This is a genomic window from Pseudomonas sp. (assembly GCF_048265905.1).
GTDB lineage: Bacteria > Pseudomonadota > Gammaproteobacteria > Pseudomonadales > Pseudomonadaceae > Aquipseudomonas.
Genome location: NZ_JBLXAP010000013.1, coordinates 84,464 through 110,039, shown reverse-complemented (window position 1 = coordinate 110,039; position 25,576 = coordinate 84,464). Strand labels below are relative to the sequence as shown.

General features: G+C 54.0%; 23 protein-coding genes and 2 tRNA genes. 9 read left to right on the top strand and 16 right to left on the bottom strand.

From position 1 onward, the window contains the following. Positions 1–600 precede the first annotated feature (600 nt). Entirely contained in the window at positions 601–2,034 is a 1,434-nt protein-coding gene (locus ACN0UH_RS16515; RefSeq protein WP_417663076.1) for a catalase, read from the top strand. A 63-nt stretch (positions 2,035–2,097) separates the two neighbouring features. On the opposite strand, the gene lpdA is transcribed toward ACN0UH_RS16515, so the two are convergent. Beyond that, positions 2,098–3,501, bottom strand: coding sequence for a dihydrolipoyl dehydrogenase (lpdA, locus tag ACN0UH_RS16510; RefSeq protein WP_417663075.1), 1,404 nt, complete (start codon positions 3,499–3,501; stop codon positions 2,098–2,100). A gap of 64 nt (positions 3,502–3,565) precedes the next feature. Continuing rightward, complete coding sequence (locus tag ACN0UH_RS16505; RefSeq protein ID WP_417663074.1) at positions 3,566–4,774, bottom strand: MFS transporter; 1,209 nt, start codon at positions 4,772–4,774, stop codon at positions 3,566–3,568. Positions 4,775–4,919: 145 nt separating this feature from the next. Between ACN0UH_RS16505 and ACN0UH_RS16500 the strand changes: the two genes are divergently transcribed. Both ACN0UH_RS16500 and ACN0UH_RS16495 read left to right on the top strand, forming a co-directional pair. Continuing rightward, a complete protein-coding gene (locus ACN0UH_RS16500) occupies positions 4,920–5,459 on the top strand; it encodes a PaaI family thioesterase (RefSeq protein WP_417663073.1) in 540 nt (179 codons plus the stop codon). Positions 5,460–5,553: 94 nt separating this feature from the next. After that, positions 5,554–6,117: a TetR/AcrR family transcriptional regulator gene (locus ACN0UH_RS16495; protein WP_417663072.1), complete on the top strand. Its 564-nt coding sequence runs from the start codon at positions 5,554–5,556 to the stop codon at positions 6,115–6,117. A gap of 73 nt (positions 6,118–6,190) precedes the next feature. On the opposite strand, the gene ACN0UH_RS16490 is transcribed toward ACN0UH_RS16495, so the two are convergent. The 4 genes from ACN0UH_RS16490 to ACN0UH_RS16475 form a co-directional block, all read right to left on the bottom strand. Next, entirely contained in the window at positions 6,191–6,985 is a 795-nt protein-coding gene (locus ACN0UH_RS16490) for an SDR family NAD(P)-dependent oxidoreductase (RefSeq protein ID WP_417663071.1), read from the bottom strand. A 280-nt stretch (positions 6,986–7,265) separates the two neighbouring features. After that, positions 7,266–8,822 (bottom strand): alkyl hydroperoxide reductase subunit F, encoded by a 1,557-nt coding sequence (ahpF, locus tag ACN0UH_RS16485; RefSeq protein ID WP_087516285.1) that lies wholly within the window; start codon positions 8,820–8,822, stop codon positions 7,266–7,268. A 179-nt stretch (positions 8,823–9,001) separates the two neighbouring features. Next, entirely contained in the window at positions 9,002–9,565 is a 564-nt protein-coding gene (ahpC, locus tag ACN0UH_RS16480) for an alkyl hydroperoxide reductase subunit C (protein WP_087516284.1), read from the bottom strand. 253 nt (positions 9,566–9,818) lie between these two features. Continuing rightward, a complete protein-coding gene (locus ACN0UH_RS16475; protein WP_417663070.1) occupies positions 9,819–10,784 on the bottom strand; it encodes an NAD(P)H-quinone oxidoreductase in 966 nt (321 codons plus the stop codon). Positions 10,785–10,911: 127 nt separating this feature from the next. Here ACN0UH_RS16475 and ACN0UH_RS16470 point away from each other — a divergent pair, with 127 nt between their 5' ends. From ACN0UH_RS16470 to ACN0UH_RS16460, 3 genes are all read left to right on the top strand, one after another. Further along, positions 10,912–12,993: a carboxy terminal-processing peptidase gene (locus ACN0UH_RS16470; RefSeq protein WP_417663069.1), complete on the top strand. Its 2,082-nt coding sequence runs from the start codon at positions 10,912–10,914 to the stop codon at positions 12,991–12,993. Between the two features lie 157 nt (positions 12,994–13,150). Continuing rightward, on the top strand, positions 13,151–14,911 hold the full coding sequence (locus ACN0UH_RS16465; RefSeq protein WP_417663068.1) for a bifunctional diguanylate cyclase/phosphodiesterase: 1,761 nt from the start codon (positions 13,151–13,153) through the stop codon (positions 14,909–14,911). Positions 14,912–15,123: 212 nt separating this feature from the next. Then, complete coding sequence (locus ACN0UH_RS16460; RefSeq protein ID WP_417663091.1) at positions 15,124–16,170, top strand: FUSC family protein; 1,047 nt, start codon at positions 15,124–15,126, stop codon at positions 16,168–16,170. 51 nt (positions 16,171–16,221) lie between these two features. Here ACN0UH_RS16460 and ACN0UH_RS16455 read toward each other — a convergent pair whose 3' ends face one another. The 7 genes from ACN0UH_RS16455 to ACN0UH_RS16425 form a co-directional block, all read right to left on the bottom strand. Further along, the gene (locus ACN0UH_RS16455; RefSeq protein WP_417663067.1) at positions 16,222–16,689 is read right to left on the bottom strand and encodes a sel1 repeat family protein; all 468 of its coding nucleotides are present in this window, start codon (positions 16,687–16,689) and stop codon (positions 16,222–16,224) included. Continuing rightward, the gene (locus ACN0UH_RS16450; protein ID WP_417663066.1) at positions 16,690–17,055 is read right to left on the bottom strand and encodes a hypothetical protein; all 366 of its coding nucleotides are present in this window, start codon (positions 17,053–17,055) and stop codon (positions 16,690–16,692) included. It lies immediately after the preceding gene. Continuing rightward, entirely contained in the window at positions 17,052–17,369 is a 318-nt protein-coding gene (locus ACN0UH_RS16445) for a helix-turn-helix domain-containing protein (RefSeq protein WP_417663065.1), read from the bottom strand. Before ACN0UH_RS16445 ends, ACN0UH_RS16450 begins: the two co-directional genes overlap by 4 nt. 223 nt (positions 17,370–17,592) lie before the next feature. Next, positions 17,593–18,042, bottom strand: coding sequence for a YkvA family protein (locus ACN0UH_RS16440; RefSeq protein WP_417663064.1), 450 nt, complete (start codon positions 18,040–18,042; stop codon positions 17,593–17,595). Between the two features lie 368 nt (positions 18,043–18,410). After that, positions 18,411–19,160: an FKBP-type peptidyl-prolyl cis-trans isomerase gene (locus ACN0UH_RS16435; protein WP_417663063.1), complete on the bottom strand. Its 750-nt coding sequence runs from the start codon at positions 19,158–19,160 to the stop codon at positions 18,411–18,413. Between the two features lie 220 nt (positions 19,161–19,380). Continuing rightward, positions 19,381–19,457, bottom strand: a tRNA-Asp gene (locus ACN0UH_RS16430). A gap of 22 nt (positions 19,458–19,479) precedes the next feature. Next, positions 19,480–19,555: transfer RNA gene (locus ACN0UH_RS16425), tRNA-Val, on the bottom strand. Between the two features lie 299 nt (positions 19,556–19,854). Here ACN0UH_RS16425 and rdgC point away from each other — a divergent pair. The 3 genes from rdgC to sugE all read left to right on the top strand — a co-directional run bounded on the left by rdgC (position 19,855) and on the right by sugE (position 22,346). After that, complete coding sequence (gene rdgC, locus ACN0UH_RS16420; RefSeq protein ID WP_417663062.1) at positions 19,855–20,775, top strand: recombination-associated protein RdgC; 921 nt, start codon at positions 19,855–19,857, stop codon at positions 20,773–20,775. A 166-nt stretch (positions 20,776–20,941) separates the two neighbouring features. Beyond that, positions 20,942–21,889, top strand: a complete 948-nt coding sequence (locus tag ACN0UH_RS16415; RefSeq protein WP_417663061.1) for a bile acid:sodium symporter family protein — start codon at positions 20,942–20,944, stop codon at positions 21,887–21,889. Between the two features lie 142 nt (positions 21,890–22,031). Continuing rightward, positions 22,032–22,346 carry a quaternary ammonium compound efflux SMR transporter SugE gene (gene sugE, locus ACN0UH_RS16410; RefSeq protein WP_417663060.1) on the top strand — a complete coding sequence of 105 codons (315 nt, stop codon included), beginning with the start codon at positions 22,032–22,034 and terminating at the stop codon, positions 22,344–22,346. Positions 22,347–22,404: 58 nt separating this feature from the next. Here the strand turns inward: sugE and ACN0UH_RS16405 are convergent, their stop codons facing one another. From ACN0UH_RS16405 to ACN0UH_RS16395, 3 genes are all read right to left on the bottom strand, one after another. Continuing rightward, a complete protein-coding gene (locus ACN0UH_RS16405; RefSeq protein WP_417663059.1) occupies positions 22,405–24,279 on the bottom strand; it encodes an MFS transporter in 1,875 nt (624 codons plus the stop codon). 252 nt (positions 24,280–24,531) lie between these two features. Continuing rightward, positions 24,532–24,861, bottom strand: coding sequence for an AzlD domain-containing protein (locus ACN0UH_RS16400; RefSeq protein ID WP_417663058.1), 330 nt, complete (start codon positions 24,859–24,861; stop codon positions 24,532–24,534). Continuing rightward, the gene (locus ACN0UH_RS16395; RefSeq protein WP_417663057.1) at positions 24,861–25,571 is read right to left on the bottom strand and encodes an AzlC family ABC transporter permease; all 711 of its coding nucleotides are present in this window, start codon (positions 25,569–25,571) and stop codon (positions 24,861–24,863) included. The genes ACN0UH_RS16400 and ACN0UH_RS16395 overlap by 1 nt, the downstream gene beginning before the upstream one ends. Between the last annotated feature and the right edge of the window lie 5 nt (positions 25,572–25,576).

Sequence of the window (25,576 nt, the reverse complement as noted above, 5' to 3'; positions counted from 1 at the left end):
GTAGGACAGAGCCAACAGAGCAAACCGGTGTACACCCTAACTTTATGGCTGTTTCAACTGAAAAATATCGAATAGACTTATAAAAAGTAAGGCTAACAGCTTGGCATCTGCGAGTCACGGCTCAGTAGATGCCAAATAATATCGATACCCGACCAGCATGCGAGGGACGACTTGACAATCCCATTTGCGTATCACCGGTCCACTGAGTGTCATGCCTTTTGCGCAAACTGTTGGCAACCATTTATATCCTGACTGCAACATCGCCATATCGTTACAACCTAGTAGTGATTTCACTACAGATCAGGCAGGCATCCCGGCAGAGCAAGCCTCGATAGTTGCGCCAACAGCAGCCGACTACATTGGAAGGAATAGCGGTGAAAAGCAGATTAAATCGATCTGAAAAACGCCATAAGTAACGTTGAGCAACAAAGACAGTCTAGGTTAATGACGTATACCAATAGACAGTAGAAGACATGCACTAAGCTGACTAATCTGAAAGCTCAGTCAACCTACAAACCATCATCTAAAGCTACCTTTAGTCAGCCGCCCGGATTCAAACGTTTCAACTGCAGAGCTAACTCAATAACTAGGAACTCAGCCATGACCGAGAAAAGCCTAACCCACGCCACTGGCGCACCTGTTGTCGATAACCTCAATACACAAACCGCTGGCCCCCGCGGCCCTGCACTCTTGCAGGACATCTGGCTGATTGAAAAACTGGCTCACTTCGACCGAGAAGTGATCCCGGAACGACGCATGCACGCCAAGGGTTCTGGCGCTTACGGCACCTTCACCGTGACCCACGACATCAGCCAATATTCACGCGCGGCTTTGTTTTCTAAAGTCGGTAAAGAAACCCCGTTGTTTTTACGCTTCTCAACGGTTGCCGGTGAACGTGGCGCCGCTGACGCTGAACGTGATATCCGCGGTTTCGCCGTCAAGTTCTACACCGAAGAAGGCAACTGGGATCTGGTTGGCAACAACACGCCGGTGTTCTTCTTCCGCGATCCCATGCGCTTCCCTGACCTCAATCACGTGGTCAAGCGTGACCCGCGCACCGGCATGCGCAACGCAACCAGCAACTGGGATTTCTGGACCCTGCTGCCTGAAGCGCTGCACCAAGTAACCATCGTCATGAGCGATCGGGGCATCCCGAAAGACTTCAGGCATATGCATGGTTTCGGCAGCCACACCTTCAGCATGCTCAATGCGGCCAATGAGCGGGTCTGGGTCAAGTTCCACTTCGAGTGCCTGCAAGGCATCAAAAACCTGACTGACGCCGAAGCTGAAGCCGTGGTCGGTAAAGACCGTGAAAGCAGCATGCGCGATCTTTACGAGAGCATTGAAGCCGGTGATTTCCCGTCCTGGAAGTTGCGCATCCAGGTCATGACCGAAGACCAGGCGCGCCATCACAAACACAACCCGTTCGACTTGACCAAAGTCTGGCCTCACGGCGATTACCCATTGATCGATGTCGGTGTCATGCAGCTTAATCGCAACGCCGAAAATCACTTCGCCGAAGTTGAACAAGCGGCCTTCTCGCCCGCCAATATCGTGCCCGGCATTGGCTTCTCGCCCGACAAAATGCTGCAAGCCCGTCTGTTCTCCTACGGCGACGCACAGCGCTATCGCCTGGGCGTCAACTTCAACCACATCCCGGTCAACGCGCCGATCTGCCCGCATCAAAGCTTTCACCGCGACGGCAGCATGCGCACCGATGGCAATCTCGGCTCGAAAATCGCTTACTGGCCCAATAGCCAAGGCGAATGGGCCGATCATCAAGCATTGGCCGAACCGGCGCTGCCGCTTGATGGTGACGCCAAGGCCTGGGATCACCGAGTTGATGATGATCACTACGAGCAACCGGGTGATCTGTTCCGCCTGATGAGCCCGGAGCAACAGCAAGCCTTGTTCGATAACACCGCCCGCGCAATGGACGGCGTGCCGAATGAGATCAAGCAACGCCACGTCGACAACTGCACCAAGGCTGATCCGGCTTACGGCGCAGGCCTGGCCAAGGCGCTCGGTCTGTAAAGCCTAAAAAGCCCGCCAGGCTTGACCTGGCGGGCTTTCGTCAACTACGTCCAATCTAGTTTTCTAGGCTTGCATGGCCCAGCCGTGAACATCCATTGCTGCCTGACGCAACGCCTCCGAACGCGTTGGGTGCGGGTGACAAATCAGCGCAATATCTTCCGCGCTGGCCGAAAACTCCATCGCCACACAATACTCAGCAATCAGCTCACCGGCGCTTGGGCCGATGATATGTACACCGAGAATCTGATCGGTACGCTCGTCCGCCAGCACTTTGACGAAGCCTTCGGCCTCGTGATTTATTTTCGCCCGGCTGTTGGCCGCGAATGGAAACTTGCCGACTTTATAGGCACGCCCCTGCTCCTTTAGCGCCTGTTCGCTACTACCAACACTGGCAACCTCAGGCTTGGTGTAGATCACGCTGGGAATCACCCCGTAATTCACTTCGGCAGCATGACCCGCAATGCGCTCGATACATGCAATGGCCTCTTCTTCCGCCTTGTGCGCCAGCATCGGCCCCGAGGTGACATCACCAATAACCCAGATACCCGGCACTTCGCTGCGCTGCTGCTGATTACCGAGCATGCCGCGTTTATCGGTGCTTAGGCCAACGGTCTCCAGCCCAAGGCCTTCTGTGTAGGGCCGCCGGCCAATGGCGACCAACACGTAATCAGCCTGCAAGACTTCACTCGTACCGCCAGCCGCAGGCTCGATATTGAGCTCAACACCGCTGGCCGAGCTTTGCGCAGCTACAACCTTGGTGCCCAGTTTGAAGCTCACGCCTTGTTTCGCCAGGGTGCGCTGCAGCGCAGTGGCTGTTTCTGTGTCCAGTCCGGGGCAGATACGTTCCAGATACTCAACCACAGTCACCTTGCTGCCCAAGCGGCGCCACACCGAACCCAGTTCCAGCCCAATCACTCCAGCACCGATGACTACCAGATGCTTGGGCACCTCTGGCAGTTCAAGGGCGCCGGTGGAGTCGATGATGCGCTTGTTATCGACCGTCACACCCGGCAGCGGTGTTGGCTCCGAGCCGCTGGCCAAAACGATATCGCGAGCCTGCAACTGGCTCTGGCTACCGTCTGCATGGCTGACGCTGACCTTGCCAACCCCATCAAGTTTGGCCCAGCCCTTGATCCAATCAACCTTGTTCTTGCGAAACAAAAACTCGACCCCCTTGGTCAGCGCGCTGACGCTGGCATCTTTCTGTTTCATCATCTGCGTCAGATTCAAAGTCGGTTGCACCTCAACACCCAGCTTATTCAGCTCACCGCTGCTGGCCGCTTCATACAGTTCAGATGCATGCAGCAAAGCTTTGGATGGCATACAACCAACATTGAGGCATGTACCGCCAAGGGTTTCACGACCCTCGACACAGGCAACCTTAAGCCCCAACTGACCGGCCCGAATGGCTGCGTTATAGCCGCCGGGACCACCGCCAACAATCACCACGTCGTACATTTCACTCATGTCGATTACCTTCAAGATTGCTGTTACTCGGCGTCAAACGGCATCCAAGAAACACAGCTAGAGATCATTGCACCGCAACCTCGGCAGCTCGGCGCCGGCGTTGCAGCAGGTGGAAAAGCGACCAGGCGATAAATGCGAAGCTGGCATTGAGAAAGACCATAGCCCAGGCGCTGCCATCTTGCAGAGCGCTCAATAGAACACCACTGAAAGTTGCCCCGGCCATCTGTGCAAAGCCCATGAACCCTGCTGCCAAGCCTGCTCTATGAGCATTGGGTATCACCGCTCCCGCGACGCTTGCGGGCAGCACCATGCCGCCACCCAAGGTCACTAAAACCTGTGGTAACGAAAGCCCAAGCACAGATAATCCAAAGACCTGATGAACCGCCAGCGTAGTCAGCCCACCCAACGCAACCAAACTGACGCCAAGACTGACGATTTTGTCCGGTCCCAACCGGCTGATATTGCGCTGGGTAAACAACGCGCCACCAATCAAAGCCGCCACGATCGCGCTGATGGTCATCCCGTACTGACTGGGGCTCAGGTGCAGCAGGCCGATATAAACGGCTGATGAACCGGCGATCACCGCAAACATCGCACCGTAGGTAAACGCCAATGTCAGGGCTAATGCCCGGAAGGAAGGTTCCTTGAGCAAATCGACATAGTTAGCAATCAGTTTTGTCAGCCTTCCTGCCTGAGGATCAAGCTGCCGGTTGCTTTCGCGGTAAAAGCCCAACACGGCAAAGACAATTGCGCCAGCAACCAGCAAAGCCATCAGAATAGGAGCCTGCCAACCACCCAAACGCACCAGCAAGCCACCTAATGCCGGGGAAACCACGATGGCGCAGAGCATGCCTATCACTGTCATGGCCAATGCAGGGCCCGCCTCGGCCTGCCATACATCACGCACGATAGCCCGCGCCATGACCAGGGCCGAACAGGCACCTAGCCCCTGTAAAGCGCGGGCAGCAATAAACTCAAGCATGCTGTTGGCCAGCAACATCCACAATGTCGCACACAGATAAACCAGCAACCCCGCGAACAGGATCGGACGTCGTCCCAGTCGATCAGACAGCGGGCCCAGCACCAGTTGCCCAAGGCCAAAAGCAGCCACGAACACTGACAACGCCAGCAAGCTGCTGCCTGGCTTGGCCGCCATCACCCACTCGATTGCCGAGAGGCCGGGAATGATCAACTGAGTGGAGATCTCACCTAATGCGGTGAGCGCCATCAGTAATACGAGAAGCTTGCGCGAAGGTTTAACGGCGCTGTGCATGACAGTTTTCCTGTAAGCAATGGCTCAGACTGATGATCAGATAGCCTTGGATAACTTTATATTACAACTATAATTTACATAATTAGATTACACATGTAATCTAATAAAGCAATCGACTTATCCAACATCCACAGAGGGCCGCTAGATGGACAACATCTCCCGAGAAGAAAAACTGGCAAGCTGGCTTGATGCCGAACAAATCGCCCGGAGTAAGCTGGCAGCGCCTGGCAGCATGAACATGGCGCAGGTCAGCGAAATGTCACCTGCGGAGTTCTTCAACGGCATTGGCGAAGGGCAACTACCCTGCCCGCCTTTCGGGCACTTGGTCGACTTTGTACCGATTGAATGGGCAGAGGGATTTTTCTTGTTTCAGGGCTCGCCCGATGCCCGGCATTACAACCCGTTGGGCAGCGTACATGGCGGCTATGCCGCGACACTGCTCGACTCCTGTATGGGCTGCGCGATTCATACCCGCCTGCAACGCGGTCAGGGCTATACCACCACCGACTTACGTATCAGCTATACACGCGCCTTGACCGATAAAGTCGGCCCGATACGCGCCGAGGGACGCATCGTGCATCTAGGCCGCTCAACGGCAATTGCTGAAGGACGCATCTATGATGTCGATGATCGCCTCTACGCCGTTGGCTCAACTACTTGCTTGATTTTGGGCAGTCCTAACTAAAATATCCAACGCCAGATTGCGGTTTACCTTTACCAAAAAGGTGCAGGGTCAATTAATATGTCGGTCAGCATGCAAAGAACCTGTGAGGCAAATTATGCGTTACTCAGACGATCACAAGGCCAAAACCCATCAGCGCATCATTGAAGAAGCAGCTCGTCTGTTTCGCCGTGACGGCATTGGTGCGACCGGATTGCAACCTTTGATGAAAACCCTGGGCCTGACTCACGGCGGCTTTTATGCGCACTTCAAGTCCAAGGATGAATTGGTTGAAACTGCACTGGCCCATAGCGCCGAGCAGCTCAGCGGGCGTACGCAACAGCTGTTCGCCAGTGAAGAGCCGCTGGCCACATTTATTCGTGGTTATCTGTCCAGCGCCCATTGCGCCAATCCGGGAGAGGGTTGCCCACTGCCAACCATGTCAGCGGAGCTTGGACAGCGCGGCCAGCCCAGCCCGGTTACCGATCAACTGGTGGAAAAACGCCTGAAATCCATCGAAGGTTGTCTGTCTGGCGACAATGCTGCCGAACAAAGCGTGATTCTGCTTTCTGCGGTGATCGGCGCGTTGGTTCTGGCGCGCAGTGTCAGTGATCCCAAGCTATCAGAACGGCTGCTTAAAACCGCGCGCCAACAGTTGCTGGAGCAGGTTGAAGCCGATTGATCCTTGCCTATTGAGCAGCGCAAACAAAGCGCTTGAGCTAGCTCGGCGTAGAAGCCAGCTCAAGCATATCAAGCTATTTGTAACGGGCAGCCGCCTGATTGCGCGACAGGTTCGGTCCCAGCTTGGTCCGCGCAGTGACCAGTGCCTGCCAGTCTGCCGCGTCCGGAAGCGATGGAATAGTCACCAGCTCGCCCTGGTCAAAACCTGCCAGAGCAGCGTCTACCATATCGCCCACTTCCATGATCATCTCCGGAGGCAAGGCAGCAGCATCCATACCTGAGCGTTCCCAGATTTCGGTACGGGTAACCCCGGGCAATACCGCCTGGATCTGCACCCCAACCTTACCGACTTCCGCCTGCATGGTTTGAGTGAGGCTCAGCACATAGGCCTTGCTGGCACTGTAGACCGCGTTGAACATCTCGGGAATCAATGCAACCACTGAAGCGAGATTGATGATTGAGCCGCGCCCTGCCGCGCCAAAGCTTGCCGCCGCTGCCGCAGACAGGTGAGTCAGGGCCACAATATTCAACTGAATCAAGGTATCGACCTTGGCCGAGTCACCCTCAGCCAAGGTGCCATTGATCGCAACACCGGCATTGTTGACCAACATGCTGATACTTGAGTCCGTGCGCAAACGCTGCTCGACACGCTGCAGATCAGCGTTGTCAGTCAGATCAGCCCTGAGCACCTCAACCTTAACCCCAGATTCCTGGCGCAGGGTTGCAGCAAGCGCATCGAGCCGTTGCTGGTCACGCGCCACCAACAGCAAGTCATAACCGCGTGCAGCCAGACGCTGTGCATAGGTGGCACCAATCCCTGAGGATGCGCCAGTGATCAAGGCAGTGCCTTTGTTCGTAGGTTGATTCATTGCTGCTTCCTCAGTTTGAAGTGGCTGCGATCGAGCCGATGGAGTGACTATCTCGCGTTTTATATTATGATCATAATTTTATATTTATATTAAGCCTATAATTTAAATTAACCAACACAAAAGCAAGCACAACGAAGCAAGCCTAGCTAAAGCACAACCCATGCGATGCCGGCAGCCAAATTATTCGCCAAGCACGGCGCGACCCAAGCAAAATCCAGGCACACAAAAAAGCGGGTAACCACTTCTGGTTACCCGCTTTGTATGGCGTTGCCAGCGTTGTTTAAACGCTGCGAATCAAGTGATCGAAAGCACTTAATGAAGCCTTGGCGCCCTCACCCACGGCGATGACGATTTGCTTGTAAGGCACCGTGGTCACGTCACCTGCGGCAAAAATACCGGGGACGTTGCTCTGGCCTTTAGCGTCAACGATGATTTCACCGCGTGGTGACAACTCGATCGCGCCTTTGAGCCAGTCACTGTTTGGCAGCAGGCCGATTTGCACGAAGATACCTTCCAGCTCAACAGTCACCAACTCATCAGTGTTGCGATCCTTGTAAACCAGGGCGTTGACCTTCTGGCCATCACCCAGTACTTCGGTGGTCAAGGCGCTCTTGATCACAGTCACGTTGGCCAAACTGGCGAGTTTTTTCTGCAACACCGCATCGGCGCGCAACTGGCTGTCGAACTCGATCAAGGTGACATGAGCAACAATACCAGCTAGATCAATCGCCGCCTCGACACCGGAGTTACCTCCGCCGATCACAGCCACGCGCTTGCCTTTGAACAGCGGGCCATCACAGTGCGGGCAATAAGCGACGCCACGGCCGCGATACTGCTGCTCACCGGGCACATTCATCTCTCTCCAGCGCGCGCCAGTGGCGAGAATCACCGTCTTGGCTTTAAGCGATGCGCCACTGTCAAATTTAACCTCATGCAAGCCACCCGCTGCACTGGCCGGAATCAAGGCACTGGCGCGTTGCAGATTGATGATATCGACGTCGTACTGGCGAACGTGCTCTTCCAGGGCGCGGGCCATTTTCGGGCCGTCTGTTTCCTGCACCGAGATAAAGTTTTCGATGGCCATGGTGTCGAGCACCTGACCGCCGAAACGCTCGGCCGCAACACCGGTTCGAATGCCTTTACGCGCCGCATAAATGGCTGCTGCAGCACCAGCGGGGCCACCGCCTACAACCAATACGTCAAAGGCATCTTTGCTGCTGATTTTTTCAGCGTCACGTGCAACCGCACCGGTGTCGATCTTGGCCAGAATCTGCTCAGCATCCATACGCCCCTGTGCAAACAACTCACCATTGAGGTAAATGCTTGGCACCGACATAACCTGGCGTTCTTCAACTTCCGCCTGGAACAGCGCTCCGTCGATTGCTACGTGGCGAATATTCGGGTTAAGCACCGCCATCAAGTTCAGCGCCTGCACAACATCCGGGCAGTTCTGGCATGACAGTGAGTAATAGGTTTCAAAGGCGAAATCGCCCTCAATGGCTTTGATCTGCTCAATTACATCGGCGGCCAGCTTCGATGGATGCCCACCGACTTGCAGCAGCGCCAGCACCAGCGAGGTGAATTCGTGCCCCATTGGGATACCGGCAAAGCGCAAGCTGATATCAGCGCCAGGGCGATTTAACGAGAACGACGGCGTGCGTGCATCGACGCCATCGGTCTTCAAGGTAATTTTGTCGCTAAGGCTGCGAATATCTTCAAGCAAGCCATGCAATTCACGGGATTTATCGCTGTCATCAAGGGACGCGACGATCTCGAACGGCTGGGTAACCTTTTCCAGATAGGCCTTCAACTGGTTTTTCAGATTGGCGTCCAACATGATATGACTTCCCTTATTACGAATTTCAGAGACAAAAACGCCCGGACGGATTGCGCCCAGGCGCTTATGCGTTTCAATACACTTGCCAGCTTTGTCTAGAAGCCTGAGGCGCCTATACACCTCAGCCTCCACCTGCCATTGAAAGCGCCAGCCAGTTAGCTGGCGACTCAACAGCAGATTTAGATTTTGCCGACCAGATCCAGCGATGGCGCCAGAGTAGCTTCGCCTTCTTTCCACTTAGCCGGGCAAACTTCGCCTGGGTGTGCAGCAACGTACTGAGCGGCTTTTACTTTGCGCAGCAGTTCTTGTGCATCACGGCCAATGCCACCGGCGTTGACTTCAACAATCTGGATTTTGCCTTCTGGATCGATGACGAAAGTGCCGCGATCAGCCAAACCGGCTTCTTCGATCATCACACCGAAGTTGCGAGTGATGGTGCCAGTTGGGTCACCAATCAGTGGGTACTGGATTTTGCCGATGGTGTCAGAGGTGTCGTGCCAGGCTTTGTGTGTGAAGTGGGTGTCAGTCGATACACCGTAGATCTCAACATTCAGCTTCTGGAACTCAGCGTAGTTATCAGCCAGGTCACCCAACTCGGTTGGGCAGACGAAAGTGAAATCGGCTGGGTAGAAGAATACGACCGACCACTTGCCTTTCAGGTTGGCTTCACTGACTTCAACGAATGCGCCGTTGTGATAGGCAGTGGCGTTGAACGGCTTAACTTCGCTATTGATATAAGACATCGATGAACTCCTTGGGAGGGTTGAAAATTTACCCTGCAAAGAGTACCCACTGAATCCTGAAAGGTCTTATTGATTGACCCCATAGTGCTGATTGAGACACTCAATCGAACCATAGTTAAATCTTTTAAAAACATAGAGATAAGGTGAGCCTTCGATTGCCGAAAAACCCACCTTATCCCTTCATATCCAGCTAATGGCCTGCAGCAGACTATAACCAGCGTCAGCCAAACAGCATTACCGGACTGAACGATGATCAGGCGAGGCTTGGATCAATCACCAATACCAATTTGCCATTTACTTGATTACCCGCCAGTTCGGCAAACGCAGCTTCAGCGTCCGCAATCGGGAAACTGCGTACCAACTGCGGGCTAAGCCGCCCTTCGCCAAACAATGGCCAAACCTGCTGCAAAAGATCACTCATCAGATCGGCCTTGAACTGGTCATCGCGACTGCGCAAAGTCGATCCCACGAGCTGCACGCGCTTACTTAACAGCAGCGCCATATCCAGCTCAGCCTTGCGCCCGCCCATCAGGCCAATATTCACCCAACGACCATCCAACCCCAGCAATTCAAGGTTCAGCCCCGCATATTTGCCGCCGACCGGATCGAGAATCACATCAAAGGGGGCAAAGTCACGCAAAGCCTGTGGTCCTTCATCACCGCGCAAAACACCGCCCTGAGCACCCAGTGACTCGCAATAAGTCAAGCGATCAGCCGAACCTACACTCACCCAGCAAGGGCTACCAAAGGCCTTACACAGTTGGATTGCCGCTGAACCAACACCGCTGGCGCCAGCGTGCAACAGTACTTTTTCTCCCGGTTTAAGCGCGGCTAATTGAAATAAGTTGAGCCAAGCGGTCGCATACACTTCAGGTATAGCCGCGGCCTCGTGCAGGGAAATGCCTTCAGGTACAGCCAAGGCATGGCGACCGTCAACCACAACTTCTTCAGCCATACCGCCACCGGCCAGTAACGCGCAAACTCGATCGCCTACTTGCCAGTCACTGCCCGCACCGACTTCAGTAATCACCCCTGAGCACTCTAGCCCGAGCGCGGTACTGGCTCCAGGGGGCGGCGGATAAAGGCCTGCACGCTGCAGTAGATCAGCTCGATTGAGCCCTGCAGCAGCCACTTTTATGCGAATTTCACCCACATCGCATGATGGGGTTGTCGTATCTAACCACTCAGTGCGACCTTCAACGCCTTGCAATGACTTCACGCTGCCTCCATAGTGCAATTGAACCGAGCCCGGCACGACTGTCGGGCTTTTGCATTGCGCCGTTAGAACTCGGCGCCCTTAAAGATGGCCTAATATGCTTTATCAACAGCCCCTACGTCGAATCAGCATGAAGCGTTCATTTATCAGCGCCACCCTCGCCCTTGCCCTCGGATTGAGTGCATTGCCTTTGGCAGCAAAGACCACCAGCGATCATAGCTGGGATTATTTGACGCCTGATCGCGAACAAGTCATTGCAAGTCTCAACGTTGTGGAGCTGCTAAAGCGCCACCACTACAGCAAGCCCCCGCTCGATGATGCCCGCTCGGAAATCATCTACGCCGGCTACTTGAAGATGCTCGACCCTCAGCGCAGTTACTTCACTGAAGCCGATATCGCTGAGTTCGACAAGTGGAAAGATCAGTTCGATGACTTTCTAAAGGGCGGCAATCTTGAGCCTGGCTTTGTCATGTACAAACGCCACCTTCAGCGCCTGAAAAGTCGTCTTAACTACGCCTTGGCAATGCTTGAAAAAGGCGTAGATAAGATCGACTACAGCGTCGATGAAGAACTGACTCTCGACCGTGAGAAATCACCGTGGGTCAAAGACGAAGCAGCGCTACAAAACCTGTGGCGTCGCCAGGTCAAAGATGAAGTGTTACGCCAGAAGATTGCGGGCAAAGATACCAAGACCATTCAAGAAACGCTGGTCAAACGCTACAAGCGCCAACTGGTTCGTCTTGATCAAACCCGTAGCGAAGATATCTTCCAGACCTACATCAACGCTTTTGCGATGTCTTACGATCCGCATACCTCTTATCTGTCACCGGATAACGCGGAAAACTTCGACATCAACATGAGTCTGTCGCTCGAAGGTATTGGTGCCGTTCTGCAAAGCGACAATGACAACGTCAAAGTCGTGCGCCTGGTTCCGGCCGGCCCTGCCGAAAAGAGCAAGCAAATTTCCCCTGCGGATAAAATCATTGGCGTCGCCCAAGGCGATGACGAAATGGTTGATGTCATCGGCTGGCGTCTGGACGAGGTGGTTAAGCTGATTCGTGGCCCTAAAGGCTCGAAGGTTCGCCTCGACGTGATTCCGGCGAGCAACGCGCCGAATGACCAGACCAGCAAGACCGTCACCATCATCCGTGAAGCGGTCAAACTTGAAGATCAGGCAGTGCAAAAAAAGATCCTCAAGCTCAAGCACGATGGTCGTGACTACAAGCTTGGCGTCATTGAAATCCCTGCATTTTATCTCGACTTCAAAGCATTCCGTGCTGGCGACCCGAACTACAAGAGCACCACGCGCGACGTTAAGCGTGTGCTGACCGAACTGAACAAAGAAAAAGTAGATGGCGTAGTTATAGACCTGCGTAACAACGGCGGTGGCTCTCTGCAAGAAGCCACCGAACTGACTGGCCTGTTTATCGATCAAGGCCCGACAGTGTTGGTGCGCAACAGCGACGGCCGGGTTGATGTGCTCAACGATGAAAACCCGGGCATTTTCTACAAAGGGCCAATGATATTGCTGGTTAATCGCCTGTCTGCCTCAGCCTCGGAGATTTTTGCGGGCGCTATGCAGGACTATCACCGCGCCTTGATTATCGGCGGCCAGACCTTCGGTAAAGGCACCGTGCAGACGATTCAGCCACTTAACCACGGCGAGCTAAAGCTAACCCTGGCTAAGTTCTATCGGGTTTCTGGTCAAAGCACACAAAACCAGGGAGTACTGCCTGATATTGCTTACCCGGATGTAATGGACACCAAAGAAATTGGCGAAAGCGCTCTGCCTGAAGCCATGCCTTGGGACACCATCAGCCCAGCCATCAAGCCTGAGCGTGACCCGTTCAAACCTTACTTGGCGCGCCTCAAAGAGCACTATGAGGAACGTACTGCGCAAAATCCTGACTTCACCTTCTCTCGTGAACGCCTAGCGCTTGCGCAAAAGCTCATGAAAGAAACCAAGGTGAGCCTCAATGAAGTCACGCGCCGTGCACAGCACAAGCAAATCGAGGGCGAGCAACTGGCCATCGAGAACAAGCTGCGCAAGTCCAAAGGCGAAGAGCCGCTAACCAAGCTCAAAGAAGTCGATGAAGAGGCAGTTCCCGACCCGGACAAGAAAACCAAGCCCGAAGATGATGCCTTCCTCAGCGAAGCCGGGCAGATTCTGCTCGACTACCTGAACCTGACCTCTGCGCTGGTTAAAAAATGACCCACTCCTGCTCAAGCTCGAAACTGAGCTTGAGCAGGGTTGAGTTTTGCCCTTCGCGGTAATTCCAGCTGTCATTAAAGAGTCATTAATTTGTCGCAAAATCAAAGGGCTGACAGCACCGTCAGCCCTTTTGTTTTTTCTGACACTGAGACTCTAAATGACCGTCCCCGAGCAGTTGAGCGCCTTGGAGCACATCCTGGCTCACGGCGACTTGCATAGCCTTTTTCAACCTATTGCCTCGCTATCCGAACGACGCATCATCGGTTACGAAGCGCTGTCCCGTGGCCCATCCAATAGCGCCCTGCACTCACCGGTTAATCTATTTAGCGTTGCGCGCCAAGCCAGTCGCCTCAGCGAACTGGAGTTGGCTTGCCGTAAGAGCGCCTGCAAAAGTTTCAGCCAGCAAAAGCTTGAAGGCAAGCTGTTCCTCAATGTTTCCCCCGACTCACTGCTCGAGGCAAATCACCGCCCGGGGCGCACTCTGCAACTTCTTCAGGCATTCGGCATATCACCCAACAATGTGGTGATCGAACTGACCGAGCACACTCCAACTGAAGACTTCTCATTGCTCCACACCGCCTTGCATCACTATCGCGCGATGGGGTTTTCAATTGCGCTGGACGACCTCGGCGCAGGTTATTCGAGCCTGCGCTTGTGGTCAGAGTTAAGACCTGACTACGTTAAAATTGATCGCCACTTTATCGACGGCATCCACCTTGATTCGGTTAAACGCGAGTTTGTCGGCTCAATCCTTAAAATGGCTCAGGCATCACGCGCAACGGTGATTGCCGAAGGTATCGAGCTTGAAGAGGAACTCGCGGTACTTTCCGAAATGGGTGTTGACCTGCTTCAAGGTTATCTACTCTGCCGGCCACAAGAACATCCGCCACGGGATGCACGGGTATTACTATCTAAACTGCTCAACTCTCCCGCCACGCTCAGCGAGGAAGAAGGAGATCTATGCGCCCTGCTCAATGAACAGCCGGCGGTGACCATCAACACGCCAACGGCTGCGGTGCTTGAAGCTTTTCGTCTGCAAGCCAACCTAAATTCACTAGCAGTGCTTGATGAACAGAAACAGCCTGTTGGTATCGTTCACCGCCAAGCGTTTGCCGACGCCCTGCTCAAACCCTTTGCCACCGAGCTGTTCGCCCGCAAACCCATTAGCCGTTTGATGAGTACGGACTTCCTCAGTGTCGAAGTCAGCCAGTCGTTGCAAAAAGTCAGTCGCTTGCTCACCAGCCGGGCACGACAGCGTATTGAGGAAGACTTCATCATCACCCTCAACGGCCGCTACCAAGGGCTTGGCCGGGTGATTGATGTGCTCAAGCTAATTACCGAATTGAAAATCCAGCAAGCCAAGCACGCCAATCCACTGACCATGTTGCCCGGCAATGTCCCCATCCAGCAATGCCTCACACGCCTGCTGCAACAAGCCAGACCCGCTGTGGTTTGCTACGTGGACATTGATAATTTCAAACCATTCAACGATTTATACGGCTATGCCAAGGGCGATGAAGTTTTGCTTTATCTGGCGCAATGCCTAAGCGAGTGTGTCGATCCAACCCGCGACTTTGTTGGCCACATTGGCGGCGATGACTTTCTTTTGGTCTTGAGTTCAGAGCAATGGCGCGAACAACTGAGCCGCATGTTTGAAACCTTTCAGAGTCAATGCAGACGCTTTTATCGCGAGGAAGATTTAAATGCCGGCTGCTTTGTTTCGCACGATCGTCACGGCAACCGCCAAGAGTTTGCGTTGCTGTCAATTTCGATAGGTATCGTGCAGATTACCCCGCAACACACTGCAGATATGGATGCCAGTCAACTTGCCGCCTTGGCCTCAGAAGCCAAACATCATGCCAAGGCAATTCCCGGCTACAGCCTGCACCTGATCGACACACAAAAATTATCTGCCTGAGGCCAAGGCCTAAGAAGCCTCTGAAAAGGTAGCGAAGCGCAGTAGTTTTTCAGAGGTTCCTGAGCAATTAGTCACAACCTAGCTGCGAGACGCTGACGGCTTACGTTAAGATTATCGGTGCGAGCCTGGCTGACGACCTGCATAATTGTCATGACCAGCGAAAGACTCTCACCAAGGCCGGTAACTTGCGCACATCCTTTATCAGCGCATTGATGCGCAAAATCGCCAGACCCATCACTGACCCTTACCGGCGTTACCGCAATGCCCGGCTGATTCATTCTGCACGCATTTCGGTAGGCCTGCTGACATCGATCCTGCTTACCAGCGGACTCAACCTACCTCACGGCGAGTGGGCGTCAGTGACCATGCTCGTGGTAATCGGCGGCCTTCAGCACCACGGCAATATCCGTAGAAAAGCAGCCGAGCGTGCGGTCGGCACCCTGATCGGTGCAGGCCTGGGTTTGCTCTTGGTTCTCCAGCACAATTACATGGATCTAGCCGGGCTCACCTATGTGTTGATGTCCATCTGCTGCGGCTTCTTTGCCTACCACGCAATTGGCAAAGGCGGCTATACAGCACTGCTGGCAGCCATCACCTTGTTTGTTGTCGCCGGCCATGGCGAGAACCCGGTCAGTGACGGCATATGGCGCGGGGTCAATATTCTCATTGGCATTGCCTTGGCGCTGGTGTTTTCCTTCGCTCTGCCGCTGTACGCCTTTTACTCGTGGCGCTACAACTTGGCGGGCGCACTGCGCGATTGCGCGACCATTCACCGGCGCATTATCACCGGCTTGCCGGTGACTGATGACGAGCACCAAAAGCTGCTCAACCGCCTGAATAAACGCATGGTTGAGCAACGTTCGCTGATGCCATCTGCATCGAAGGAAATGCATGTCTCGATGACTCGACTGGACGCCATTCAGCGTAGCCTGCGCATGTGCATCAGCACCTTGGAAATACTTGCGCACACGCGCCCAGAGGCTGGGGATACTAAAGGTCTGGAATTACTGCAGTCGACCTTGGCACCTGAGAACAAACGCATCAGAGTGTTGTTTCTGGGGATGGCACGCGCCCTGCGTCTGGACTCAGCCAAAATGCTGAATGAATCTGATCACAAACCCGAAAAGATGCTAGCACTGGAAGCTGCCGCCGCATCGGGTATGGGCGGTTACGTGCTACTGACATTTGAGTTGTCCGCTTCCCTCGAAACCTTGCGCCAACAGCTTGCGTACAGCGCCAAGCGCTGGAAAGCTCAATAAGAAGTGATTGCGAGCCTGTTAACCAGCGCATTCAGCGAAGTAATTAGCGGCTTATAAGCCGAGTGATTCTGCGCGCATAGCGAAGTGCTCAGCTTGCACGGGGTCGGCAGGTAGACCGGGCGCACCATCGCGGTATAACTCTGACAATCGCTGCGCAGCCAGCGGGTGGCCAGCCGCTGCCGCCAACGCCCACCAATGTGCAGTCTGGCTGGCATCAGGAGCTTGGCGAGTACCGCCTTTGAGGGACAACAGTCCGACCTGATAAGCCGCCTTGGCGTCACCCGCGGTTGCCGCCAACCGCAACAAACGCTCACCCTCCTCACGCGCGCCTAAGCCCTGACCGCGAAACAACAGAATATGCCCGTAGAAGCTCTGCGCCTCAACGTCACCCAAATTGGCCATACGTGCAAACTGCCCTTCGAGCCACTGCCAGCCACGCGGCTGCTTGACCATCCACGGCCAATGAAACAAGCGTCGGGCTAACCAGTAGCTGAACCGGGCACGCAGTTTGTGTAGCATTTAGTCCTCCGTCGGGTAATCAAACTCAAATACCCGCGCCACCTCAGAGGCATGCCAGGATGCAGCAGCCACGCCATCAGTCGCACCACTGAAGCGCCCAAGGCGAGTCACGCAATCAAAATAACCGGTACGTGGCAGGCGGCTAGCTCCTTGGCTAATGACGAGGGAGCTGCGCAGTGGACGATCGGCTTTGGCATCCAAGGCCGCCAAGTGCTCGAGAGCGGCGGTAAGCGTCTGCATTGCTGGCGGCGGTAACGCCAAACGCTCGATCAATGCGCGATAGGTCAGGAGGTGGCGCTGGCGCCGTGCATCATCCAGAGCGACCAGTAAAGCGTCATAGTGTTGTCGAGTAATTCGCACACTCAAGAGTCTGACTCCCAGCCCTCTACACCCAGATTCCAAGCCAGTGCCCGCTGAATCGCCGCATCAGGTTCGCGCTCGCCGCTTTCAATCATTTTCAGGTAATGTGGGCTAATCCCCACGGCACGCGCCAGTGCATCAACATCGAGGCCCTTGGCTTCGCGCAGAGCGCTCAATTTACTGATAGCGGGGACATCGTCAGACCTTGGTGCAGCGACTGCCTGAGCGGTCCCTGCGGCTTGCAACAACGCTTGATACTGCGCCCAAGGGATTACCGCATATTCAGGCTCACCGTCACGTGAGATAACTTGCACACTCATGTTCAACTCTCCACCCGCTAATTTACCAATGCAATACAGATGTTCATGAAACAGGGCGACATCTGACTAGTATTTGCATTCGCTTATCAACATCTTAGCAGCCTGGACGGGGAATAAGCGTGATCGGCGCCTGCTTGGCGCCATTGAACAAGTATCAGGCGGGTAATCGTTGACCAATACTGGGCAGTAAGCGCCCGGTATCGAGAGGCCAGTCAGACATTACTCAGGGCTTGAGCTCTTCCATTTCAAGCACCGGCGAATCAGGGACATGTTCAATGCGCTTGAGCTTTTCGGCAGGCTGCTGTGATTGCCATAGACGGAACATGCGCAACTCGTCAGACCATTTGCGCAAGACCCAAGCCAGTACCGCGATGTCATCAACAAAACCAACACCGAGGATCCAATCAGGTAACGCATCAAGCGGTGTTACGAAGTATAACAATGCCCCCACGAACGCCAGTAACGCTTCGTGACTAATCGCGCGATACTCGCCCCGCCACCAAGCAATGCATAGGCTTTGCAGAAGGTTTAAATCTTCCTTCAAACCGCTCAGTGCCGGGCCTTTCTGGGTAATTTTTTTAGTTGTAGCGGCCAATAAAGCTGGCAGCCTTCCGTTGCCTAAAAAATTTTGCGCAAGCTTGAGGTAACGCGAAAAATTCCAGGGTGCTTTCATAGTGCCTCCCTCGCCAACCCGCGTCTTATAAGGGCTGGAATGGGTTATCCACCAAAGCTGTGGATAACCTTGTGAACAAATACTTGATTAGCTTACCAAACGCCCAGCTCATGCGGCTTGTCTACAGATCGGGCATTTTTTGCTCAGCAAATAAAACCTTTTAATTTCAATAAGTTATATAAATCAAAAGGTTTTTTTAGGCATACTGAATTTGCTAAAAATGTAACCCCTAATAAATGTGCATAACCGTAACAGTCACCGAGCACTTCCTTCATTTTAAGACCGGGGAGTCGCTTTTTGGTTCTGTTTATGACTCGCAGAAACGACAACGCCCCGTCGAAACGGGGCGTTGTTTAAGCGAGTATGTATTACTCAGCTTTTGGTGCTTCTTCAGCTTGAGCTTCAGGAGCGGCAGCTTCAGCTTTCGGGTCCTTGATGCCGATCAATTCCAGATCGAAAACCAGTACCGAGTTTGCTGGAATAGCCGGGCTTGGGCTTTGTTCGCCGTAAGCCAATTCACTCGGGATATACAGCTTGACCTTCTCACCAACGTGCATCAATTGCAGGCCTTCTACCCAGCCCGGAATTACGCCGTTAACTGGCAGATCAATCGGGCTACCACGCTCAATTGAGCTGTCGAAAACAGTGCCGTCAGTCAGCTTGCCTTCGTAGTGAACAGTTACGGTATCAGTTGGCTTCGGCTGCGCACCGTCAGACTTCTTGACGATTTCGTACTGCAGACCAGAATCAGTAGTCACAACACCATCGCGCTTGGCATTTTCTTCCAGGAACTTCTTACCAGCAGCTTTCGACTCATCACTCAGCTTGGCCAGACGCTCTTCAGAACGCTTTTGCAGCGAGGCAAATGCCTCAACCAGCTCATCGTCTTTCAGGCGCTGATCTTTTTTGCCGATTGCATCTTCAATGCCTAGAGCAACTGCTTTCGAATCAAGATCGTCCATACCTTCTTGAGCCAGGCTTCTGCCCATGTTCAGGCCGATACCATAAGAAGCTTTTTGCGCTGGGGTTTTCAGCTCCACGCTGCTGGTCTGCGAATCACAACCAGCGAGCACCAGCCCTACCAGGGCTACCGCAGCTGCTAAACGATGCTGTTTCATGCTTATTCCTTGTTCGGTGCACGCCCGTAGGGCATTCGAGTGAAAGCGCGAGCTTAGCAGGCCACAACGATCACTGGCTACCAGCTTAGGATTAGGAAAATGCTTATAAGTTCAGCTATTTAAGTCGAAATTCGACGAAAACATTCGATCTTAGGAGAAAGAGATAAATCTTTAAGAGGTATTACAAGGAGGGGGAATAACGAGTGAAGCGAGGAAAAAATGGCGCAGCGGACGGGACTCGAACCCGCGACCCCCGGCGTGACAGGCCGGTATTCTAACCAACTGAACTACCGCTGCGCGTAACTTCAAAAAGCGAGTTTGGTGGGTGATGACGGGATCGAACCGCCGACCCTCTGCTTGTAAGGCAGATGCTCTCCCAGCTGAGCTAATCACCCTTCACTCTCGAAGTGGGGCGCATTCTAGAGAGCCAATCGCACCTTGGCAACCCCCTTTGAGAAATAAATTTTATTTATCCAGCAAAGGCTTAGATAAATCCTGAAAAGCTACCGCGCCAGGCACTCCTGCGTTAAAACGTTGCCCAAGCGACAGACTTACTGCCGTATGTCTTTACACCTTTATAGATTTGCATGGCCGCCACTCACCTACTTTTAAAGCGATTCCTACACTCAGGGTTGGCCTGAGACGATTAGGCGGGAATAATGGCGGCTTTGCGTTAATGGAGAGTCACCCTGCTATGTGGTTTCGTAACCTGCTGGTTTATCGCCTCACCCAAGATGTGCCGTTTGATGCAGATGCGCTGGAAGCCGCACTCGCAGCCAAACCGGCGCGCCCATGCGCTAGTCAGGAACTGACCACTTACGGTTTTGTTGCACCGTTTGGCAAAGGTGCAGACGCGCCACTGGTTCACAGCAGTCAGGGTTTCCTGTTGATTGCTGCGCGCAAGGAAGAACGCATCCTGCCGGGCAGCGTGGTGCGCGACGCAGTGAAAGATAAGGTTGATGAGATCGGAGCTGAGCAAATGCGTAAGGTCTACAAGAAGGAGCGCGATCAGATCAAAGATGAGATCGTTCAGGCCTTCCTGCCCCGCGCGTTCATCCGCAAGTCAGCAACCTTCGCAGCTATCGCCCCAGCTCAAGGCCTGATTCTGGTAGACGCATCCAGCCCTAAACGTGCTGAAGACCTGCTTTCGACTCTGCGTGAAGCCATCGGCTCGCTGCCAGTTCGTCCATTGACGGTCAAGATTGCTCCGACCGCAACCATGACCGACTGGGTCAAGACCCAGAAAAGCGCCGACGACTTCTATGTGCTTGATGAATGCGAACTGCGCGACACCCATGAAGATGGCGGCGTGGTGCGGGTCAAACGTCAGGACCTGACCAGCGATGAGATTCAGCTACACATGGAATCTGGCAAGCAAGTCACTCAGCTGTCACTGGCGTGGCAAGAGAAACTGTCGTTCATTCTCGATGACAAGCTGACCGTTAAGCGCCTGCGTTTTGAAGACTTGCTGCAAGAGCAGGCAGAGCAAGACGGCGGTGATGACAACCTTGGCCAACTCGACGCCAGCTTCACCTTGATGATGCTGACCTTCGTTGAGTTCTTGCCAGCGCTGTTTGAAGCCCTTGGCGGCGAAGACACTCCACAAGGTCTCTAAGCCTGTCTGCTAGGATGCGTTCTATTGACGCATCCTAGCGCCAGCTATCCTGCTGGCTACACAGCTACATCGGCAACACCCAATAACAAGCAAGTCTCCTAATAAATAAGAGCGGCACATGCCCAAGGCATCGGCCACCACTTCTGCCTTTTAATGGATCAACAACATGCGTGCATTGATTAGCCTGAGCCGTTTTATCGGCAATACCTTTGCTTTATGGGTCCTGCTATTTGCAATCCTGGCCTTTATGTTGCCAAGCGTATTTTTACCGCTCACCGCTTGGATCGTGCCGCTGCTGGGGCTGATCATGTTCGGCATGGGTCTGACTCTGAAAACCGAAGATTTCCGTGAAGTCGCCCGACGCCCAGCTCGCGTTTTCGCCGGGGTTATCGCTCAATTTGTGATCATGCCGTGCCTGGCGTGGCTGCTGTGCAAACTGCTGAATCTACCTGCAGAAATTGCAGTTGGCGTGATTCTGGTGGGCTGCTGCCCTGGCGGGACTGCCTCCAACGTCATGACCTGGTTCGCCCGCGGCGATGTTGCTCTGTCGGTTGCAATCACCTCTGTTACTACCCTGCTCGCTCCGCTGGTGACGCCAGCGCTGATCTGGCTGCTTGCCTCGCAGTGGTTGCCGGTGTCGTTTATGGCAATGTTTATCTCGATTCTGAAAATGGTTCTGCTACCAATCATTCTCGGCCTGATCGTCCAGCGCCTGCTGGGTGAGCGGGTAAAACTGGCGGTCGATGTGTTACCGCTAATCTCCGTAGTCAGTATCGTTGCGATCGTGGCTGCCGTGGTTGCCGCGAGCCAGGCCAAGATTGCTGAGTCTGGCCTGTTGATCATGGCGGTTGTAATTCTGCATAACGGTATCGGCTTGGCGCTCGGCTACTTCGCAGGACGCGTGATGGGCATGCCGTTGGCGCAGCGCAAAACCATGTCAATTGAAGTCGGCATGCAAAACTCCGGGCTTGGTGCTGCACTGGCCAGTGCGCATTTCTCACCATTGGCCGCCGTGCCGAGCGCGTTGTTCAGCGTTTGGCACAACCTGTCCGGGCCATTGGTCGCCAGCATTTATCGACGCATGAAAGATGACGCGCCTGAGAAAAACCAATAAATCAGAAATATTTGGATATTGCGGCGAGTTGCTTCGCCGCTCAGCTCAGTTAAACTAGCTGCGCAATGAGGACGACCTCAGGCTGTATGTCCATTAATTGGGGACGACCCCAGCGACGTTTATATATCGTCTGGAGGTTTGTATGTCTTGGATCATTCTGTTCTTCGCCGGCCTATTCGAAGTTGGCTGGGCTGTCGGCCTTAAGTACACCGACGGCTTTACCCGCCCCTTACCTACCGCGCTAACCATTGCCGCCATGGCGATAAGCCTGATGCTGCTCGGCATCGCCATGAAAGACCTGCCGTTGGGCACCGCTTATGCGATCTGGACCGGCATTGGCGCCATCGGCACGGTGATTGCCGGGATCATCCTGTTCGGCGAGTCAATGGCCCCGATGCGCATACTCAGCGTGGTCTTGATCATCAGTGGATTGCTGGGTTTGAAGCTCAGCCACTAACCCCGTCAACCTTTGCCAGCGCGGCGACAATCACCGCGCTGGCAAACGATTCATCGCCTCAACGAATATCGCCACGCAGCGCTGCAACCTGCTCCTGCAGGTAACTGCGATTCGCTTCTTGTGCGGCAATCGGCGAACCTGCAACCAGACAAATGCGCGACCACAGGCGCTTTAAAAACCCCTTGTTCGGGTCGCGACTGAAGAAACTCCCCCACAACCCCTGCAATGCAATCGGAATGACCGGCACCGGGGTCTGCTCAAGAATGCGATCAACGCCGCCCTTGAACTCATTGATTTCACCGTCAGTGGTCAACTTGCCTTCGGGGAAGATGCACACCACTTCACCATTACGCAGATATTCCGCAATTTTCTTAAATGCAGCGTCGTAGATCAGCAGATCTTCATTACGCCCTGCAATCGGTACAGTTCCCGCAGTGCGGAAGATAAAGTTGAGCACCGGTAAATTATAGATTTTGTAGTACATCACAAAGCGCACTGGACGCCGAATAGCACCGCCAATCAGCAGCGCGTCTACGAACGAGACATGATTGCAGACCAGCAATGCCGCGCCTTCATCTGGAATTGCATTCAAGTTCTTGTGTTCAACGCGGTACATGGAATGGCTCAGCAGCCAGATCATAAAGCGCATGCTGAACTCGGGAACGATCTTGAAGATGTAACTGTTGACGGCAATGTTCATCAGCGAGATGACCAGGAACAACTGCGGAATCGACAGCTCGGCCAAGGTCAAAAAAGCAATCGAAACGATCGCTGAGATCACCATAAACAACGCATTAAGGATGTTGTTGGCAGCGATCACTCGCGCCCGCTGACTCTCAACGCTGCGCGACTGAATCAGCGCGTACAGCGGCACGATATAAAAACCACCAAACAGGCCAATCCCCATGATCGAACCCATGATTGCCCATGCCTGAGCATGACCCAGCACACCGAGCCAATCATGCGGCTGCGCGGCTTGAGGGAAGCCTCCAGACACCCACCAAAGCAAAATCCCAAATACGGTCAGACCAATAGAGCCAAACGGCACCAGACCGATCTCGACCTTTTCTCCCGACATCTTTTCGCAGAGCATCGAGCCCAGACCAATGCCCAGCGAAAACACAGTGAGAATCAAGGTCACTACGCTCTCATCGCCATAAAGCCAGTCTTTCGCGTATGCCGGGATCTGCGTCAGGTACACCGCGCCGAGAAACCAGAACCATGAGTTGCCCACCAGCGAACGTGAAACGGCTGGGGTTTGGCCCAAGCCAATTTTCATGGTGGTCCAGGACTGGCGGAAGATATTCCAGTCCATCTTCAGGTCAGGCAAGGCCGCAGGCCCGGAGGGAATCTTGCAACTGGTCAGGTAGCCCAGCACCGCAACGCTCACCACCGCCCCGGCGACGATATTGGCGTAGCTGCTACTTGCCATGATCACACCGGCGCCGATGGTGCCTGCGAGGATCGCCAGAAAAGTGCCCATCTCAACCAGCGCGTTGCCACCAATCAGCTCACGCTCTTGCAAGTGCTGCGGCAGAATTGAGTATTTAACCGGGCCAAATAGCGCCGACTGAGTCCCCATCGCAAACAGCACCAACAACATTAGCAGCAAGCTGCCCAGCAAAACCCCGGCTGCACCTGCCAGCATGATGATGATTTCAGCGAACTTGATCTTGCGGATCAGCCAGTCTTTATCAAATTTCTCGCCGAATTGCCCGCCGAGTGCCGAGAACAAAAAAAACGGCAGAATAAATAGCAATGCGCACAGATTAACCAGTAAATCGCGGTCTGCAGCCACAGTCAGCTTGAACAGAATTGCCAGAATCAGTGATTGCTTGAAAATATTGTCGTTAAAAGCACCGAGCAACTGAGTCAGAAAAAACGGTAAAAACCGCTTGGTGCCGAGCAACGCAAACTGCGATTGTTGGGTCATCTTCCATGTACCTAATGCGAATTTGTTATGCATTTGACTGCATCACATCCGCCGAAAGCTACACCCAAAGCGTTTTTTTGCAGGCGATTAACTAAAAAAGTGCCGTGGGCGCTCTTTTGTTTAGTAAACCTCGCCCGGTAGGGTGAAAGACGTTTCACCCTTCCACCAGCATTTGGCACCGATGTTTCGCGCCCCGCGGTGGACAAGCTTCGCGTTGTCACACCCTACGTCAGGGTGAGTGATGGGCTTCTGTTAAATCTGCAACTGCCCCATGGCCCAGCGCAACAGGAAAAACACCAGCAAGCCACCGCCAATAGTTGCCAGCAAATGCCGGGTAACTGCTGCAATTGCAATGGTGATCAACCCCGCGAGCAGATAGGCATTATCCAGAGAAAACTGCCAGTTCTGCCCATCTGGCAGCAGCATGCCGGGCACAACAATGGCGGTCAGCACCGCAGTCGGCACATAGTGCAGGCCTTGACGTACCAGCGGCGGAAAACTCAAATTGGGCATAGCAAACAAGCTGTAGCGAATGCTGTAGGTAATCACTGCCATGCCGAGGATCAGTAACCAATTTTCCATCACGCAAGTTCCTCTTCTGGCAACACAGAGCGCCGCTCCAAAATCACGCCGACAACAATCCCGCTAAATGCTGCGGCCATCAGCCCCAATTTATAAGGCAACTCATGACAGACCAGTGCAACCGCCGCCGCGACCAAGGCGGCTGCCACTTGCGGGCGATTACGCAGCATGGGCACCACAATCCCGATAAATGTCGCGAGCATGGCAAAATCCAACCCCCACTCGGCCAGGTTCGGCACCGACTGCCCGAAGACCAAACCAATGACAGTGCACAGCAGCCAGTTGCTGTACATCGCCAGTGAAGCGCCGAGAAAATACCAGTGTTTGTTCGGCGACTCATCACGCAAGGCATACCGGTGCTGCACCACCGCAAAGGCCTCGTCTGTCAGCCAGAAAGCCAAGCTCATGCGCCAACGCGCTGGCAAGTGCCGCACAAAGGGCTGCAAGCTCGCGCTGTATAACGCATGGCGCAGGTTGACCACCAAAGTAGTCAGCAACAGCACAGTGATACCCACGCCACTGCTGAGCAGACTAATTGCAATAAACTGCGCTGAACCGGCGAAAACAAACACCGACATTGCCAGGGTTTGCCATGGGCTCAGACCGGAAGCAACCGCCAGGCTGCCGTAGATGATGCCGAACGGCATGGCGCCCAACAGCATCGGCAACATGTCGCGAACACCTTGATAAAATTCCTGCACGCGGGTCATAACGC

Excerpts from the sequence above, each read along its gene's own strand:
- ACN0UH_RS16405 (WP_417663059.1), bottom strand. The coding sequence starts at position 24,279 with ATGACCCAACAATCGCAGTTTGCGTTGCTCGGCACCAAGCGGTTTTTA.
- ACN0UH_RS16455 (WP_417663067.1), bottom strand. The coding sequence starts at position 16,689 with ATGCTACACAAACTGCGTGCCCGGTTCAGCTACTGGTTAGCCCGACGC.
- rdgC (WP_417663062.1), top strand. The coding sequence starts at position 19,855 with ATGTGGTTTCGTAACCTGCTGGTTTATCGCCTCACCCAAGATGTGCCG.
- ahpC (WP_087516284.1), bottom strand. The coding sequence starts at position 9,565 with ATGTCTTATATCAATAGCGAAGTTAAGCCGTTCAACGCCACTGCCTAT.
- sugE (WP_417663060.1), top strand. The coding sequence starts at position 22,032 with ATGTCTTGGATCATTCTGTTCTTCGCCGGCCTATTCGAAGTTGGCTGG.
- ACN0UH_RS16490 (WP_417663071.1), bottom strand. The coding sequence starts at position 6,985 with ATGAATCAACCTACGAACAAAGGCACTGCCTTGATCACTGGCGCATCC.
- ahpF (WP_087516285.1), bottom strand. The coding sequence starts at position 8,822 with ATGTTGGACGCCAATCTGAAAAACCAGTTGAAGGCCTATCTGGAAAAG.
- ACN0UH_RS16515 (WP_417663076.1), top strand. The coding sequence starts at position 601 with ATGACCGAGAAAAGCCTAACCCACGCCACTGGCGCACCTGTTGTCGAT.
- ACN0UH_RS16400 (WP_417663058.1), bottom strand. The coding sequence starts at position 24,861 with ATGGAAAATTGGTTACTGATCCTCGGCATGGCAGTGATTACCTACAGC.
- ACN0UH_RS16445 (WP_417663065.1), bottom strand. The coding sequence starts at position 17,369 with ATGAGTGTGCAAGTTATCTCACGTGACGGTGAGCCTGAATATGCGGTA.
- ACN0UH_RS16465 (WP_417663068.1), top strand. The coding sequence starts at position 13,151 with ATGACCGTCCCCGAGCAGTTGAGCGCCTTGGAGCACATCCTGGCTCAC.
- ACN0UH_RS16415 (WP_417663061.1), top strand. The coding sequence starts at position 20,942 with ATGCGTGCATTGATTAGCCTGAGCCGTTTTATCGGCAATACCTTTGCT.
- ACN0UH_RS16500 (WP_417663073.1), top strand. The coding sequence starts at position 4,920 with ATGGACAACATCTCCCGAGAAGAAAAACTGGCAAGCTGGCTTGATGCC.
- ACN0UH_RS16505 (WP_417663074.1), bottom strand. The coding sequence starts at position 4,774 with ATGCACAGCGCCGTTAAACCTTCGCGCAAGCTTCTCGTATTACTGATG.
- lpdA (WP_417663075.1), bottom strand. The coding sequence starts at position 3,501 with ATGAGTGAAATGTACGACGTGGTGATTGTTGGCGGTGGTCCCGGCGGC.
- ACN0UH_RS16495 (WP_417663072.1), top strand. The coding sequence starts at position 5,554 with ATGCGTTACTCAGACGATCACAAGGCCAAAACCCATCAGCGCATCATT.
- ACN0UH_RS16395 (WP_417663057.1), bottom strand. The coding sequence starts at position 25,571 with ATGACCCGCGTGCAGGAATTTTATCAAGGTGTTCGCGACATGTTGCCG.
- ACN0UH_RS16435 (WP_417663063.1), bottom strand. The coding sequence starts at position 19,160 with ATGAAACAGCATCGTTTAGCAGCTGCGGTAGCCCTGGTAGGGCTGGTG.
- ACN0UH_RS16470 (WP_417663069.1), top strand. The coding sequence starts at position 10,912 with ATGAAGCGTTCATTTATCAGCGCCACCCTCGCCCTTGCCCTCGGATTG.
- ACN0UH_RS16440 (WP_417663064.1), bottom strand. The coding sequence starts at position 18,042 with ATGAAAGCACCCTGGAATTTTTCGCGTTACCTCAAGCTTGCGCAAAAT.
- ACN0UH_RS16460 (WP_417663091.1), top strand. The coding sequence starts at position 15,124 with ATGCGCAAAATCGCCAGACCCATCACTGACCCTTACCGGCGTTACCGC.